Here is a 15,539-nt window from a genome sequence, read left to right on the forward strand (position 1 = left end):
CTCACTGTACATAACTAGAGTTTGTTTTTGATTACCTCGAATAACAGACTCTAGTTTTTTCTTCTTATCGACCCTCACCAATCAAGTTCATCCATTAAGACTTAGCTATTGAATGCGGTTTAGGTATAAACTTGCGACATCATAATTCTAAAGGATGGTGCTATGTACCACGGTCATATCTATTTCCCTCTGCGCTTTGCAGAGCAGGCAGAAACACTGCGTCAGAAAATTCTATCGGAACGTAAAGATGTATTAGAGGTTTTTCCGCTAATCCAGCGTTTGGTTGGTCCGCATAAAATGCCGATGTTTGAGATTCACTTTGCGAACAAAGAGTCGGGCATTGTTGAGTGGCTTGAACAAGAGCGCGGTGATATGTCGGTGCTGATTCACCCAATAACGGGTGGTGAAGAGACACTGGATCACACAGTACGTGCGATTTGGCTTGGTCGTGAGCTAGGTGTTTTTGAAGAGACATTAAGTAGCTAATTTAATTCGCGCCCGACAGTTTGTATCTAATCAATGTACTTGATAAATATAGTTGCTGTCGGGTGTATCAAAGCTCACTAATTTTCGAACTATTTCCTTTTTAAATACCTAGCTTCTCCAGCTGTTTCCCAGCAACAAAGATACCGCTACCGACACACCTAATGCGATTAAGATATTGGGTAGGTAAAGTCCCCAAATCGCGACACAAACCGCCACGGTTACCACAACCCACAATAGTGTTTCTAAAATCCAAGTGCCCATAACATAACTCCTAACTAGATTGTGCGACTAGCATAACCAAGCCAAGGTAAACTTTTGGTCACCATCAATTAAGCATCTAGAAAACCGCTACAGAATGACTTTAACGTTGAACTTATTGTTGTTGGTTTCATGAGTAAACTGCCAACCTTGGTTCTGACAAATGCGTTCAATGAGCTCTAGGCCGATACCAAAAGAGGTTTGTTGTTCAGAGTTGTTTGCCATGTTTTCATCTTCCAAGCGGTTGGTCACCTCAAACTGATGTTCTGTCAGTATGATTCTGATATCTCCGCTACCGCCGTGTTGAAATGCGTTTCTGACTAAATTGGTGAGTACAACTTCTGTGAGTTCTCGGGGAAGGTTATGTTCTTCTTGAGTGACCTTGATTTGAATATCGACTTCTTTGTTTTTCAAAAGGTAACGTTGGCTTTCAATAATGCTGTCGAGTAGGGGAGCGATCTTGATTTGCTCATAGTTGGTCTCTATCTCGTTATTGCGGCTCATCCACAGCAGAGTCGTCACTAAGGCTTTCATGCTGGTGGCTGAGCGCTGGATTCGTGCGACGGCACGTTGACCACTATTAGGAATGCTATCAGACAATCGAACCAACATATCGCCACTGGCTGAAATGGTGGCAATCGGTGTTCTTAGTTCGTGGCTTGCGGTTTTTAAGAAGAAGCTCTCACGCTCATTGGCTTGGCGTTCGCCTTGTACGCTTTTAACCAGTTGTGAAGCCAGTTGATCGATTTCTTTGTATCGAAACTGAGCAAGCCCTTCAGTGTTGTCTACATCCAGAGATTCCGACCATTTTGATAGCGTAATAATCGGTTTGGTGACTCGGTGTATCAGCAGGCGAATGATCAAAAACACCAAGAGTAAAAGGGCGCCGATGGCAATGAAAGCATTGTTAATTTGGTTCACGGAATCGGGTGGGTTGAGCTCGAATAGATTCAAGTAGATTGCTTCATCGTACTCAGAAATGATGTACAAGGCTTCGTCTTTACCAGAAATTTGATGCTTGGCTGCGTAGAGGTATTGCCCTGATTCATTGTCAGGCGAAGGCTGATAATGGTCATAAATAGCGTCGTTATCAAACGCATTCCAATCAAAGGCTTGTTGAAATTTAGCGGGCAGTTCCGAATAGGTTAGAAAGGCTTGGAATGTCGGTTTTTGATAGTCTGGCAATTGCCCGGTTTCGATGTAACGTTGCTCTGCGACTTCCAATTCATACAAGAATCCATATTTTGCCGATTCATTAAGGCCAATGTGGTAGCTCTGTGAAACCATCAAACTGTAGATGGCAGTCAGTAGCACGACGATGCCAAATAAATAGAGGTAGATGTCGCGCTTAATACTGACTCGATTTATGTCCGCGTGTTTCATGATGGCTCCTCATGCAAGACCACACCAATACCATGAACCGTGTGAATTAGCTTTGAGTCAAAGGGCGCATCAACCACTTGTCGAAGCTTAAACAAATGCGCTTTCATGCTATCCGAACTTGGCATTTCATCTTCCCATGCTTCTTCAAGCTTGGCTTTGCTCACCACGTTAGGGCTGTTTCGCACTAACATCACGAGCATTCGCCAACAGACCGGAGAGAGCTTCAATAGCTTGTCGCTTCTAACAGCTTGGTGTTTGTCTAAGTCCAGTTTGAGATCTGCGACAGACAGAGACGTCACCGAACCTTGAGAGCGACGTATCAGCGCCATTAGTCGTACTTTGAGTTCTTCCATCGCAAAAGGCTTCACTAGGTAGTCATCCGAACCGACCTCGAACCCTGCGATCTTGTCTTGTAATGTGTCTCTTGCCGTCAGCATGAGAATCGGAGTGGTCACGCCTTGCTGGCGAAGAGATTGGCAGACATTAAGTCCGTCCATTTTGGGCATGTTGATGTCCGTTAAGATGATGTCATAACGCCCCTCTAACGCAAGATTGAGCCCAGCGCTGCCATTGTAAGCAAAATCGAATTCGAAACCGTCGAGTTCCATATAGTCTGCAATGGCTTCAGCCAAGTCACTGTCGTCTTCAATCAACAGGGCGTTAATGCTCATAAGTGTCCTTACTTTGTTTCTCGTTCTCTTTTCCAAGCCCAGATAGGAGGCTGAATAAGAAGTTGTAGTCGGTAGTTCCAATTTGGCGCGTGCCATAACTGCTGGCACAGTTTAACGTAGCCGTGGAAATATACCTTAAATGGGTTCACAGAGTTGATTCTAGGGAACACACCGTATTTGATTTCTTCCTCTTCTTTGGCAAACGTACTGAACATACGATCCCAAATGATCAATATCCCAGCGTAGTTCTTATCAAGATACTGTTTGTTGGTTGCGTGATGCACTCTGTGGTGAGAGGGCGTATTGAACACAGCTTCAATAGGGCGTGGCAACCGCTTAACCGTTTCTGTGTGCAATAACGTTTGGTATAGCTGCACAAAGGTTTCACACATCAGCACAACAAACGGATTAAAGCCGAGCAGAATCAACGGTAAATGGAAAAAGAATGGGAAGAACCAATCCAAAGGCCCAAACCTGTAAGCCACCGAGATATTAAAGTAAGGCGAGCTATGGTGAACCGAATGCGTTCCCCAAGCTAAACCGTTGCTGTGCAAGAATCTGTGTTCCCAGTAATAAGCGAGATCCGCCAAGATCAAGCAAACAAGAATTGTCCAACCAGATATCGGCAGTTGAGTTAGGCTGAAGTTCTCGTAGGCGTAAACAAACGCGCCAACATAAGCTAACCCGACAAAGAAAACGGTAACCAATAAGAAGAACAAGGTGACTAAGTTAGTTGCGCTGTCTCCCAACATGTTCCAACTTAGCTTTTTCTTAAAGGCATAGCGTATAAGCTCAAAGATAAACAGAGCCAGAGCAAGCAATAGAAAGTTATCATCAACCCAAGTCTCGGTCAGGATGACGCTTGTTTCTGTGAATGTTTGAGAGAGAAAGTTCCCAATGCTACCCATAGTGAAATCCATAACTAAATCCTTTACTGATCATTCTTATAATAGACGTATAACTCGCTAGAATCTGGCAACCCATGCTGATTCAATTGGTGGTGCTCGATGACCATATCCACCTCTTTTAAGACAGCTATACCTTCCCAAGCCAACGCCAGTTCCTGTTCAGTATGCTCACCTTGGCTTAGTAACAAAGTGCCTTCAGGCTTGCTTGGAACCTTAATTAAGGTGTTGTTTTTATTGGCTCCTCAAAACCACCGCCTAGGGCGGTGGTGATTGTTCCTTGAGGCTATAGCCTGAAGAAGTGCCCATGTTAGAAGTAACCTCTTATTCACCACAAGTAAGAGGAAACAACCACATGGGCGATTACAGAAGTTCATCACATGTCTATTGGCGTTGCAAATACCATATAGTTTGGACTCCAAAGTACAGATATAAGATTTTGAAAGATAAGGTAGGAAAGGAGCTTTATCGTTCAATCTATATTTTGTGCAATATGAAAGACTGCGAAGTTTTAGAATTAAACGTTCAACCAGATCATGTTCATCTTGTTGTCATTATTCCTCCCAAGTTATCAGTATCGAGTTTGTTAGGAGTTTTAAAAGGCCGAACAGCAATTCGACTTTTCAATAGATTCCCACATATACGTAAGAAATTATGGGGAAATCACTTTTGGGCTAGAGGGTATTTTGTAGATACGGTCGGTGTGAATGAAGAAGTCATTCGGCGATATGTACGACACCAATATAAGCAGGACATAGAGTATGAACAACAATTACAGTTATTGAAGAACTGATAGCGCGGACGCCCCCTTTTAGGGGGTTATAAAGCAAAACCGCCTTCTAAGAAGGCGGATATTTTTTTTTGATGTTGATTGCTGAATCGGGAAGCCAATGGTGACAGTAGCCTTGCTGAAGTCGGAACTTATGTCCTGATAGATCACGATGACTTTCTGTTGCTGCGCGATCTCCTCATCATTGGCTTCTAGGTTTTGGTAGAAGTCGACCCACAGCTCAGGCACATCCTCTAAAGGGATAGTCTTGCTCAAACCTTGTAGGTAAGTCGTATTTGCAGTCGTCAGTGGTTTTTCCTTTGATGACTGTTTCTTTGTGGAGTTATTCGTTGGTGACTGAGCTATTGGTTGCTCGGTTGATGCATCTGCAATCGCAGGTTGAATATGTAATAGCCCCCAGACAACGCCAGTAATACCAATTGTCGTGAGTAATGAAGCGAATAATTTCATGCTCTTTCCTTGTTGTTCATTTTTCTTATCAAGGACAGTAAAGGAGCCGAGGTAAACAAAAGGTAACCGAATGGACCTTTTAGTTGGTTAAAAGCGAATCGGGAGATTGCCTAATTTTCTAATACAGCAATTTGGGACACTTTTTCCCATGCCGAATTGGTAATACTGACGCCATATTCATTTATGGGCTCAATAATGCTATTCAAACATCCCATCTCTCTGCTAACGATTATTCGGCTTAACCCATTAAAGATCGCTGCGACTTGGTTAATGGTTTTGGCTGAAAACGTGATGCTTATTCTGCTGCCGCTGTTTATTGGTTACGCCATCGACGGTGTGTTAAACCAAAGCTTCCAGCCTTTGATGATGCTGGCACTGATCCTCTTTGTGTTGGTCATTCTCGGCGTGGTTCGCCGTTTCTACGATACCCGTGTTTATGGGGCGATTCGTGTAAAACTGGCGAATATCGTGGAGCGAAACCTACGTGGCTTATCGGTATCAACCAAAGATGCTCGACTCACCATGTCGCGTGAGCTGGTTGATTTCTTAGAAGACGATTTACCTGCTCTGATGACGGCAGTGGTACAGCTCGTTGCGACTGTGGTGATTCTCTCCACATTCCATTTCTCATTGGCGCTTTGCATGTTGTTTGCTGGGCTGTCGATGCTGGTCATTTATGGTTTGTTCCACCAGACCTTCACGCGGCTTAATGGCCAATTTAACGATCAAGTCGAACAGCAGGTTCAACTGTTGAGCGGTGTTCGCTTGTCTGCGCTTCGTTGGCACTTTGAGCGACTTAAACAGTGTGAAATCAAGCTATCAGACACTGAGGCGATTGTTTATGGATTGATCTTTACCGTGCTGTTTGGCGCAGTCGTGGGCAATTTGTGGATGGTGAGCCAGCTTATTCAGCCGACTGCAGGGCAAGTGTTCTCTATCGTTACCTATTCACTGGAGTTTGTTGAAACCGCAGTGATGCTACCAATTACGCTGCAAACCCTTTCTCGTCTTACTGAAATCAGTCAGCGACTCAATCATACCTCTGTCCAACAGGCTACCAAGGAGATGCCTTATGAAGTTTAAAAAGCCACTTTCGGTATTAGTCGGTTGTGCGGCTATCTTTGCTGCCTTGATTGTTGTCGATGAATTGGAACCTGAGGCAGCGGAACCTGTGAAGAAGCAAGCAGTACTGGCACCGGTTTCTGTATTGGAGGTGACACCTTCGCAGCACGAATCGACGTTAACGGTACTTGGCTTAACCACTGCTCGTTGGCCAATTCAACTTAAAGCGTCGAGTAGTGCGCAACTTAAGTGGCTGAATGAAAACATTGAACCGGGACAGCTAGTGACTAAGGGCGATGTGTTGGCGAGGTTAGATACCAGCGCCGTTGATGCGAACTTGGCGCAAGCGTTAAGTGCGTTAAAGCAAGCTGAGTTGGAATTGAAACAGGCTAAACATGAACAAACTGTCGCTCTTAAAATGCTCAATCCCAAAACAAGTTCGCCCTTTGCGCGCAGAGAACCCCAAGTGCTTGCTGCAAAAGCCAACCTGCAACAAGCCCAACAAGCTTATATCAGTGCGAAGAAGCTAGTCGAAGAGTCAGTGATTACGGCGCCTTTTGATGCGGTCGTCATGAAGCGCCACATTAGCCCGAGAGAGTGGGTAGAGGCGGGGCAAGTGACCTTTGAGTTAGCCGCCAGTGATTCGATTGATGTCGAGCTTCCAATATCTGAAATGCATTGGCAACAAGTACAAGCTGCCTTGGTTAAGCCGAGCATTCGTGTCGTGAGTCGTTCTGGGAGCCAATGGCCGGCGAAGGTGCGCTATGTGTCGCCTGAAGTGGATTCGGTGACCCGTCAAAGGCAAGTAGTGCTCTCGGTTGAAAAACCTTATCAAAACAAACCAAGGCTTTTCCCTAACCAGCAGGTTCAAGCAGTGGTTAACCTCGGTCTACAAGGTGAAGTAGTTAGCGTACCTCTGAGCGCGATGACGAGAGACGGGTATGTGTGGACGTTAGACTCAGAAGATCGCTTACGAAAAGAGTCGGTAACGCTTATTGGGCAAGGCAGTCAAGAGCTTGATATTCGCTTCAATGATCGAAGTGATAAGGCTCGTCGTGTGGTGCAGTATCCACTTTCTTCCATGCTTGTCGGTAAACAAGTCGCGCCTAGATTCAATGGAATCCATTCTGAAGCCATGCTCGCGGGTAAATCTGATGCCGCACAGATTAAGGAAGCAAACCAATGAGTTGGATGACAAGATGGTTCATTAACAATCCAGTCGCTGCCAATTTGTTGATGATGGCGATTGTGATCAGTGGCGTACTGGCGTTTGGGCAGCTGCGTGTCGAGTCGTTTCCGCAAATTGCACCATCCTCAATCAGCATTACTGTGGCTTATCCTGGCGGTACCGCACAACAGATCGATGAGAGTGTGACTCAACGAATCGAAGAGTCGATCAGCGGTATTGCAGGCATCAAACAGATCACCAGCCAATCGAGTGCTGGCGTGTCACGAGTCGTGGTACGTAAAGCCAGCAGTACAGATTTAGACAAGCTGTTGGATGACATTCGTAATCAAGTTAACGCCATCAACGGCTTTCCCGTGCAAGCAGAAAGACCGCAAGTGGTGCGCAATGAATTTACCAACTTAGCTGCGTTTGTTGTGGTGTCTGGGCCAAGAACCGATGACGAATTACAACCTATCGCTAAGCAACTTGAACAAGCGCTGAAGAAGAACCCTCAAATTTCCAAGGTCTCAAACTGGGGAGCTCGAACGCCTCAGTTGGTGATTGAGCCAGACCCTGATCAATTGAAAGCGTTAGGGTTGAGCTTGGAAGAGCTGGCAGGTTTAGTTGAGCAGCGTTCTCTAGAGTCTCGTAGCGGTGAGCTAATTAGTGACAAAGGCCGAATGGTGATTCGTGGTGACGGTTATGCCGATGATCTACAGAAGCTCAATCAGCTTGTTGTGATTTCAGGGAGCAACGGAAAGATACACTTGGGAGACATCGCCAAGCTTAGCCGAGGCTACCAATACAGCGGCTCTATCGTGCGTAACAATGGCTCTAACGCCATTGCTTTATTGGTGAGTACTAGCCAAACCGACAATCTGCTTAAAGTCAGCGAAGCGATCAGTGAAACTCTGGATGCGCAACGTGCGATTCTGCCTTCGGATATTGAGCTGAATACCATGGCTGATATGGCACCTTACATTGAAGAGCAGCTATTTCGTTTGAGCGAAAATGCATGGCAAGGCTTGCTAATTGTACTGATCCTACTTGGGATATTTCTTGAGATTAGGCTCGCTTTTTGGGTCGCGATGGGGATCCCGATTGCGCTCACTGGAACACTCGCCGCAATGCAGTTTTTTAACTACAGCATCAACGACATCACCTTGTTTGGTTTTATCTTGGTACTTGGTGTGTTGGTCGATGATGCGGTTGTCGTCGGGGAAGCGATACACGAAAAACGGACGGGAAATCCTAGTCATTCCGGTGCCTCAAAGCTAAATGGCTCCTCAAGTATAAGTGGCCTTTCTAATATAAACGGAAAGACAGCTGCGTGGCAGGGCGTGCATTCCGTGTCGGTGGCAACCGTGTTTGGTGTGCTGACAACTATTGCTGCATTTTCTCCCATGTTATGGATTAACAATGAACTGGCTAAGGTGCTTGCTGGGTTTTCGGCAGTGGTGATCTTCGCTTTGATCTTATCGTTGATTGAAAGCAAATTTATTCTACCGTCACACTTGGCTCAGCTTTCTGTGAAAAAGCCATCTACCAGTATTTTTGCCAAGCTTCAGAATACCGCTCAAGGTGGTTTGCAGTGGTTCAACCTAAACGTCTACAAGCCGGTATTGGAGTTTGCACTTGGCTACAAAGTGGCGTCCTTATTTGGGTTTGTCGCGGTTATCTCATTGGCTTATGGCATGTGGTCGAATGGTGCGATTCGCAGTGCGCTGTTCCCTGAAATTCCGGGGCGTTACATCACTGCGGTGATTGAGTTAGAAGACGGTGCGCCGTTGCCACTGCAGCGCCAAGCCTTGTTGCAAGTTGAGCAAGCAATGACGCAGGTAGAAAAAGGCTTAATGGACGATTATCCGTTACAAGAAAAGCCCGTGGTGAATCTACTCGCGTGGTCTGATGGTTATGGTGAAATTGAAGTCACTGCCGAGCTGACCAATGAATCTTTAAGCTTATTGCCGGGTAACTTACTGCTGAAGCGATGGCGAGAAAGTACAGGGCAAATTGAAGGTGCTTACTCGGTGAAATTCAGCGCAGCAGAGGAACCTGCTGGTGGCACATTCTTAACGATCTCTTCTAACGATCGTGAGCTTGCATCAAGAGTGAGTGAACAGCTAGCAGACATTCTCGCTTCGCTAAAAGGTGTTTCGGATGTTTACGATGATGGTCAGGATGGCTTACCGCAAGTTCGCTTGGTATTGAACCAATATGGTCAGCAACTAGGGCTAACTCAAGCCACGTTGGCTCAACTTGCCGGAGAAGCGTTTGGCGAAAGGGAAGTACATCGCTTGTTAGAAAATGGGCAAGAGACCAAGGTACTGCTTCAATATCCGAGAGATGAGCGTAGAACCTTAGCTCAGCTAGAACAAGCCATCATTATGTTGCCGAACGGTGGCAGTGTGATGTTGGGCGATATTGCTGAGTTCCGCCACGAGCAAGAGCCGCAAGTGGTTTACCGTCGAGACCGAGAACAAGTGATTAACCTGTATTGGAAGCAGAATCGCGACTTGCAATCACCAGAGAAAACACGTGAGCAACTTGAAGATACGATTGAGTCTCTGCAGTTACAATATCCAAGTGTAACCATTAAAGCGGGCGGTGAGTTTGAAGAGATAGGGGAAGTGTCGGATGGCTTTAAATCAGCGATGATTATTACCTTGCTGATGATCTACATCTTGTTGGCAGTGCCTTTGAAATCCTACTGGCAGCCAATGATCATCATGGCAGTCATCCCGTTTGGATTCGCAGGCGCGATTTTTGGTCACTACTTGATGGACTTGCCGATCAGCATTCTTTCGATGTTCGGAATGATGGCCATGACGGGGATCGTGATCAACGATTCGTTGGTGCTGATCACGCGTTTTAATGCTGAATATCGCCAAGGTGTGCCATTACAGCAAGCGCTAGTGATTGCTGGCACCAGCCGTTTGAGAGCGATTTTCTTAACCACGATAACTACTGTGTGTGGCTTGTTACCATTGCTAAGTGAAACTGCGGAGCAAGCACAATACTTAAAGCCTGCGGCGGTGTCGTTGGTGTTTGGTGAACTGTTCGCCACTGCGGTCACGCTGATTTTGATACCTGTATTACTTGGTTTGTTTTGCCGAAAAGCGCCTCAAGTTGAAGATCTAATCGAAAATGGAGTGGTCGAACAAGAACCACATGTACCGGCACAGCTCACTTTGGAGCGCTCGTGATTGATTTTATAAAGGACAAGGATGATAGTGAAGCCAAGCGATCAAATTCAATCAAGTCGACAAAGACAAGATCTTCTATGCCTGAGAACAAAGACCGTATGACGCAAGAGAACAAACCTGATTATCAATTGGTGCCCGGTTTTAAACTGGTGCCTGAGATTGCATTGATTGAATCTTTGCCAGAGCACCTTCAAAAGCGTTTTAGTCATGCGCTCACTTTAATGCATGAAGAGTGGGGGGAACGTCGTACATGGGAAGAGATAGCGACCGAAAGCGCAATTTCTCCGTATCACTTTCATCGTCAGTTTACTGAGCTGTTCAATGAAACGCCGGGACAGTATCTAAGTCGAGTTCGGCTGCAAATTGCAGTGGGCTTACTGATTAATGATGAACCGTGGAGCGTGATTGAGATAGCTCAGTATTGTGGCTTTTCATCGTCACAGTCTTTAGGTAAGGCACTTAAGCGTGAATTAGGGGTTACGGCAAAGCATATTCGAGAAATGGGCTATAACGCGACACCTAAGGAGACGGCGGATTTCATTCAGAGATTGGCGCATCCGGGTGTGCAGTCTTCCATGGAAAAAGAACTGGTTAAGTCGATGCCGACCGAGCTGGTTTGGTATCCAGAACGCGGTATGCAGAAGCTTAAACTGGACGATCCTGATTGGGATACGGTGTTTGAGATGTATGGTCAGAAATCGACACAACTCATGGGCACCACACCGATAAAGCAGATGAGAAACAAGTGGGACGACATAGACGCTGAAATCGGCAACTGGCAAGTCGCCAAAGAGCGTTACGATATGACCATTCCAGAAGGATACTACTTGTGTAGCGATGTTTATCTGGTGTCGGATGTCGCCTACAGCACGGCCTTAGAAGCGTTGTTTAATGCGGTTAAGCAACAAGGCTTGCAGTTAGACGTGAACGGCTATTTGGTGGAGATGATTCGCCACATAGATGATGACGATGTAGAAGGAGTAACATTCTCCTTTCAGTTGCCGGTTTTAACCACGCAAGACAACGAATAATAAAAAGGCTCCTCAAATGAGGAGCCTTTGTTCTGTTTCAAGGAACAGTTTATCAAGAGCCTTTGTTTACCAAGAGCTTCTGTTCATCAGGCTTAGCTGTTAAAAGAGCAGGGGGGATTAAGCCTCTGCAGTTACTTTAGAGCTGCTCATCTTTTTAAGTGCTGCGTAGCCAAAGCCTGTTACCGCTGTACCAGCTGCAATCGCCACTAGGTACATAAGTACTGGTGAGATAGCACCAGGAATCAGTAGTACGAACAAGCCGCCGTGTGGAGCCATTAGCTGTGCACCAAACATCATTGATAGAGCACCCGTTAGTGCACCACCTGCCATACAAGCTGGGATAACACGCATTGGGTCTTTCGCTGCGAATGGAATTGCACCTTCAGAGATGAAACATAGGCCAAGAACGAATGATGCTTTACCTGCTTCACGCTCGCCTGCTTCAAACTTGTCTTTCACTAGGAAAGTCGCAAGGCCCATACCGAGAGCTGGAACCATACCTGCTGCCATGATAGCTGCCATTGGTGCGTAAGTTTGCGAAGCCAGTAGACCAACACCGAATGTGTAAGCCGCTTTGTTTACTGGGCCACCAAGGTCGAAACACATCATTGCGCCTAGAATTACACCCAGAAGAATCGCGTTAGACGTGCCCATGTTGTTTAGGAAAGTGGTCATCGCGCTCATCACGCCAGAAACAGGACCACCAACGATGTAAACCATCACAAGGCCTGTGAACAAACTCGCAATAAACGGAATGATTAGGATTGGCTTAAGCGCTTCCATAGATTGTGGAAGTTGAACTTTGTCGGCAATGAACTTAGCAGAGTAACCCGCAATGAAACCTGCTGCGATACCACCTAGGAAACCAGCACCTGTAGAACTAGCCAGCATACCGCCGATTAGGCCTGGAGCCAGACCCGGACGGTCAGCAATTGAGAATGCGATGAAACCAGCAAGAACAGGAATCATCAGTGCGAATGCAGAACCACCACCGATAGTCATCAGTGCTGCTGCCAGTGTGCCTTCTTCTTTAAACGCTTCAATACCGAATACGAAAGAAAGAGCGATGATCAAACCACCCGCAACCACCACAGGAAGCATGTGAGATACACCTGTCATTAGGTGCTTGTACACGCCTTTCTTCTCGTCAGCAGGTGCTGAATTTGAAGAAGCTGTGTGTTGGTATGGTTTAGCTTCTGCGAACGCTTTTTCCATCTCTTGCTTTGTTTTCTTCAAAGCAGGACTTGTCGTTGTTTTGTACAGCGCTTTGCCGTTAAAACGATCCAGTGGAACATCGATGTCTGCTGCGATGATAACAAGGTCAGCGTCTGCGATTTCTTGGTCTGTCAGTTGGTTCTTCGCACCTACAGAGCCGCGAGTTTCCACTTTGATTTTGTGACCTAGGCGTTTGCCTTCTGCTTCAAGCGCTTCAGCCGCCATAAAGGTGTGTGCAACACCCGTTGGGCAAGCGGTAATCGCTACGATCTTTTTGCTGCCTGTGCTTGCTGTTGTAGAAGAGTTTACTGATGTACCAGTAACTTCCACTGCAGTCTCAACTTGAGAAGCGTCTAATACCGTTGCTTCTGCTACCGCTTTCTCTAGGAATGCTTTTGCATCTGCAGTGCATTCAGAGATAGCCGCTTGGTACACTTTCTTACCGATAAAACGTGTTTTATCAACGTTTGTGTTAGCTGCAATAACCACAACGTCGCTGCTGTCGATAGCGTCTTGTGATACTGGCGATTCAGGTAGCACGCTTGATTGACATTCAATAGTAGCGTTCCAACCCAGTGCATTTGTCGCTTGCTCTAACAAGCCTGCGGCGATGATGCTGTTTGCTACGCCACTTGGGCAAGCTGTGATAATGGTAATATTCATAATAAACCTTTTGTCCTATTTGCTTGTGTCTAACTGGCTAGTTGGAGCACTAAGCGCCTGTAATTGGATATTTTGTAGTACTGAATCCAGCTCTTGTTGGCTGGTGATGCCCACGCCTACCTGTGAAACTGCTAGAGCAGATAGGGCGGTTGCGAATTTAATAAGTTCTGGTTTTGGCATCTGTTGCATGTGACCCCAACATAGGCCAGCAACCAAGGTGTCGCCTGCGCCTACTGTGCTCACCACTTGCATACGCGGCGGTTGAGCATGTAACCACTCACCTTGGTTAAGCCACATCACGCCTTCAGCTCCTAGTGATACCACGATGTTATCGATGCCTTTTTCACTCAGGGCTTGGCCTGCGTGTTGGCATTGGTCACGAGTTGTCAGCTCTGCATTGAACAGCTGAGATAGCTCTTCATCGTTTGGTTTGATCAACCAAGGCTGTGCATTGATACCGGCTTTAAGTGCGTCACGGCTGCTGTCGAACAAGACCTTTTTACCTAGGTCACGCAGGCGTTGTACCCAAGAAGCGCAAAGCTCTGGTGATACGCCTTGCGGCAAGCTGCCTGCAATCACGAAGTAATCGTGCGTTTCTGCAAGCTCTAATAAGGTTTCTTCAAACGCTTTGATAGCGTCAGCATCAACAGGAACGCCTGGGAAGTTGATGTCGCTTACTTGGCCTGAGTTCTCTACCAATTTCACGTTAATACGAGTCGCGCCATCAACACGGATAAAGCGGTCAGTTGCACCCATTTGTTCGAACAGTTGACAGAAGGCTTCTTCGTTATTGCGACCAAGGAAGCCTGTCACGGTTACTTTAGCGCCAAGCTCTGAAAGCACTTTTGCTACGTTTACGCCTTTGCCTGCTGCATGCAGAGAACCTTTGTTTACAAGGCTAACTGAACCTACATTGAGTGCGTCGATAGCACCTGTCAGGTCGAGAGCAGGGTTTAGCGTAACGGTAACGGCTTTGATTTGTTTATCAGACATATCGATTCCTTAACCTTCACCAAGGCCTGAAGCGATAGCTTTGCCAATCGATTCAAGTGCTTGTGCTGCATCGTCACCTTCAGCAACAAACTGAAGTTGGTGGCCGTGTTTAACGCCAAGTGCGATGACTTTCATCAAGCTCTTCGCGTTCACTTCTTTTCCGTCGCCATCTAGGTTTGAAACGCGGATTGTTGATTCGAATTTCTTCGCTTCAGCAACCAGCATTGCACCTGGACGAGCGTGTAGGCCGTGTGCGTTTTTGATTTTGAATACGGCGCAGTTGTCATCGTCTTGAGAGGCTGTAGAAACCGCTTCACCTTTTAGAAGGCCAATCACTTGTGCAATGTCAGCCGTTAACAGTTGTTGCTGTTTACCTTCGAAAACCATCTTGCTTAGGTTTGCCAGAATAGATTGGTGCGCGCTGTTACAAGCTGCGAAAGCGACCAATGCTTTCACTGGTGTGCCTTCGTACTCACAATGGTTTGCCGTTGAAACAAACGATACGCCAGTGCGAGTTACGCCTTTATCGCTGCCCAATAACCACAGGCCTTGACCTAGGTGAGTTGGAGTTTTTGTTACTAGGTCAGCAACGAATGCGTTGTCTGTGCAACCTGTGTTCTTAAGTAGGCCGCCCGCAACTGCAGACATTTGAACCATGTCGCTTGCAGGGAACAGTAGCTGAACTAAAGAAGCGTCTAGGTCGGCTTCTAGCTGAACTTCGCCATTAAGTAGGGCGATGATTTCGTCTTCTGATTTCGCTTGCTTCAATTTCTCTTCAACACCGTCTGCGGCTAGAACCTTAGTTAGCTGCTTAAGGATGCCTAAGTGCTCGTCAGATTTCGCTGCAATACCAATTGCTACGTAAACACGGTTGCCGTCTGCCCAATCAATACCTTCAGGGAAGTGGTGTACTGCAACGCCTGTCTCTTTTACAAGGCCGCGAGTGTCTGTGGTGCCGTGAGGAATCGCGATGCCGTTACCAAGAAACGTAGAGTTCTGGTTTTCACGGTTCAGCATTCCTTCAACGTAGCCTGAGTCCACTAGGCCTTTCGCGGTTAGGTCGCCAGCAATGTTCTGGATAGCTTTGAATTTGTCATCGGCCGTTTGACCAAGAGTGATGTCAGATTTTGATAGTTTAAGCATGGTGCCTCTTTAGCGTATCGCTTGAGAATTTGTGTATCGCTACGATTCAGTCTAGAGCAAATGTTAGTGAGCTTTACTCGTTACTTGCTCTTTGTTTTATGCTTGCTGAATCGGT

At 46.4% G+C, this 15,539-nt stretch carries 13 protein-coding genes and 2 pseudogenes; 6 read left to right on the forward strand and 9 right to left on the reverse strand.

Annotation, left to right across the window (positions count from 1 at the left end):
• The first annotated feature begins 162 nt into the window (after positions 1-162).
• Complete coding sequence (locus L0992_24275; protein XGB69492.1) at positions 163-486, forward strand: DOPA 4,5-dioxygenase family protein; 324 nt, start codon at positions 163-165, stop codon at positions 484-486.
• 108 nt (positions 487-594) lie between these two features.
• Here L0992_24275 and L0992_24280 read toward each other — a convergent pair whose 3' ends face one another.
• The 5 genes and pseudogenes from L0992_24280 to L0992_24300 all read right to left on the reverse strand — a co-directional run bounded on the left by L0992_24280 (position 595) and on the right by L0992_24300 (position 3,942).
• Positions 595-747 carry a hypothetical protein gene (locus L0992_24280; protein ID XGB69493.1) on the reverse strand — a complete coding sequence of 51 codons (153 nt, stop codon included), beginning with the start codon at positions 745-747 and terminating at the stop codon, positions 595-597.
• 87 nt (positions 748-834) lie between these two features.
• Complete coding sequence (locus L0992_24285) at positions 835-2,127, reverse strand: HAMP domain-containing histidine kinase (GenBank protein XGB69494.1); 1,293 nt, start codon at positions 2,125-2,127, stop codon at positions 835-837.
• Positions 2,124-2,798, reverse strand: coding sequence for a response regulator transcription factor (locus L0992_24290; GenBank protein XGB69495.1), 675 nt, complete (start codon positions 2,796-2,798; stop codon positions 2,124-2,126). Before L0992_24290 ends, L0992_24285 begins: the two co-directional genes overlap by 4 nt.
• An 8-nt stretch (positions 2,799-2,806) precedes the next feature.
• Positions 2,807-3,718: a sterol desaturase family protein gene (locus L0992_24295; GenBank protein ID XGB69496.1), complete on the reverse strand. Its 912-nt coding sequence runs from the start codon at positions 3,716-3,718 to the stop codon at positions 2,807-2,809.
• A gap of 11 nt (positions 3,719-3,729) precedes the next feature.
• A pseudogene (locus L0992_24300) lies at positions 3,730-3,942 on the reverse strand (hypothetical protein).
• Positions 3,943-4,058: 116 nt separating this feature from the next.
• Between L0992_24300 and tnpA the strand changes: the two are divergent.
• Positions 4,059-4,496, forward strand: a complete 438-nt coding sequence (gene tnpA / locus L0992_24305; protein XGB70425.1) for an IS200/IS605 family transposase — start codon at positions 4,059-4,061, stop codon at positions 4,494-4,496.
• Positions 4,497-4,556: 60 nt separating this feature from the next.
• Here the strand turns inward: tnpA and L0992_24310 are convergent.
• Positions 4,557-4,943 (reverse strand): annotated as a pseudogene (locus L0992_24310) (hypothetical protein).
• 195 nt (positions 4,944-5,138) lie between these two features.
• On the opposite strand from L0992_24310, the gene L0992_24315 reads away from it, so the two are divergent.
• The 4 genes from L0992_24315 to L0992_24330 are packed head-to-tail and all read left to right on the forward strand — an operon-like array spanning position 5,139 to position 11,410.
• Positions 5,139-6,026: an ABC transporter six-transmembrane domain-containing protein gene (locus tag L0992_24315; protein XGB69497.1), complete on the forward strand. Its 888-nt coding sequence runs from the start codon at positions 5,139-5,141 to the stop codon at positions 6,024-6,026.
• Positions 6,016-7,191, forward strand: a complete 1,176-nt coding sequence (locus L0992_24320; protein XGB69498.1) for an efflux RND transporter periplasmic adaptor subunit — start codon at positions 6,016-6,018, stop codon at positions 7,189-7,191. Before L0992_24315 ends, L0992_24320 begins: the two co-directional genes overlap by 11 nt.
• Positions 7,188-10,379 (forward strand): efflux RND transporter permease subunit, encoded by a 3,192-nt coding sequence (locus L0992_24325; GenBank protein ID XGB69499.1) that lies wholly within the window; start codon positions 7,188-7,190, stop codon positions 10,377-10,379. The genes L0992_24320 and L0992_24325 overlap by 4 nt, the downstream gene beginning before the upstream one ends.
• A complete protein-coding gene (locus L0992_24330) occupies positions 10,376-11,410 on the forward strand; it encodes an AraC family transcriptional regulator (GenBank protein ID XGB69500.1) in 1,035 nt (344 codons plus the stop codon). Before L0992_24325 ends, L0992_24330 begins: the two co-directional genes overlap by 4 nt.
• A gap of 117 nt (positions 11,411-11,527) precedes the next feature.
• Here L0992_24330 and fruA read toward each other — a convergent pair whose 3' ends face one another.
• The 3 genes from fruA to fruB are packed head-to-tail and all read right to left on the reverse strand — an operon-like array spanning position 11,528 to position 15,424.
• Positions 11,528-13,288, reverse strand: coding sequence for a PTS fructose transporter subunit IIBC (gene fruA, locus L0992_24335; GenBank protein XGB69501.1), 1,761 nt, complete (start codon positions 13,286-13,288; stop codon positions 11,528-11,530).
• Positions 13,289-13,303: 15 nt separating this feature from the next.
• Positions 13,304-14,281, reverse strand: coding sequence for a 1-phosphofructokinase (gene pfkB / locus L0992_24340; protein ID XGB69502.1), 978 nt, complete (start codon positions 14,279-14,281; stop codon positions 13,304-13,306).
• Between the two features lie 9 nt (positions 14,282-14,290).
• Complete coding sequence (gene fruB / locus L0992_24345; protein ID XGB69503.1) at positions 14,291-15,424, reverse strand: fused PTS fructose transporter subunit IIA/HPr protein; 1,134 nt, start codon at positions 15,422-15,424, stop codon at positions 14,291-14,293.
• Positions 15,425-15,539 lie beyond the last annotated feature (115 nt).

Origin of the sequence: Vibrio pomeroyi (genome assembly GCA_041879425.1) — a bacterium.
Lineage (GTDB): Bacteria > Pseudomonadota > Gammaproteobacteria > Enterobacterales > Vibrionaceae > Vibrio > Vibrio pomeroyi_A.

What these genes read in the sequence shown, in the direction of transcription:
- L0992_24285 (XGB69494.1), bottom strand. Translation starts at nt 2,127, where the DNA reads ATGAAACACGCGGACATAAATCGAGTCAGTATTAAGCGCGACATCTAC.
- L0992_24295 (XGB69496.1), bottom strand. Translation starts at nt 3,718, where the DNA reads ATGGATTTCACTATGGGTAGCATTGGGAACTTTCTCTCTCAAACATTC.
- fruA (XGB69501.1), bottom strand. Translation starts at nt 13,288, where the DNA reads ATGAATATTACCATTATCACAGCTTGCCCAAGTGGCGTAGCAAACAGC.
- tnpA (XGB70425.1), top strand. Translation starts at nt 4,059, where the DNA reads ATGGGCGATTACAGAAGTTCATCACATGTCTATTGGCGTTGCAAATAC.
- L0992_24275 (XGB69492.1), top strand. Translation starts at nt 163, where the DNA reads ATGTACCACGGTCATATCTATTTCCCTCTGCGCTTTGCAGAGCAGGCA.
- L0992_24280 (XGB69493.1), bottom strand. Translation starts at nt 747, where the DNA reads ATGGGCACTTGGATTTTAGAAACACTATTGTGGGTTGTGGTAACCGTG.
- L0992_24315 (XGB69497.1), top strand. Translation starts at nt 5,139, where the DNA reads ATGCTATTCAAACATCCCATCTCTCTGCTAACGATTATTCGGCTTAAC.
- L0992_24290 (XGB69495.1), bottom strand. Translation starts at nt 2,798, where the DNA reads ATGAGCATTAACGCCCTGTTGATTGAAGACGACAGTGACTTGGCTGAA.
- pfkB (XGB69502.1), bottom strand. Translation starts at nt 14,281, where the DNA reads ATGTCTGATAAACAAATCAAAGCCGTTACCGTTACGCTAAACCCTGCT.
- L0992_24320 (XGB69498.1), top strand. Translation starts at nt 6,016, where the DNA reads ATGAAGTTTAAAAAGCCACTTTCGGTATTAGTCGGTTGTGCGGCTATC.
- fruB (XGB69503.1), bottom strand. Translation starts at nt 15,424, where the DNA reads ATGCTTAAACTATCAAAATCTGACATCACTCTTGGTCAAACGGCCGAT.
- L0992_24325 (XGB69499.1), top strand. Translation starts at nt 7,188, where the DNA reads ATGAGTTGGATGACAAGATGGTTCATTAACAATCCAGTCGCTGCCAAT.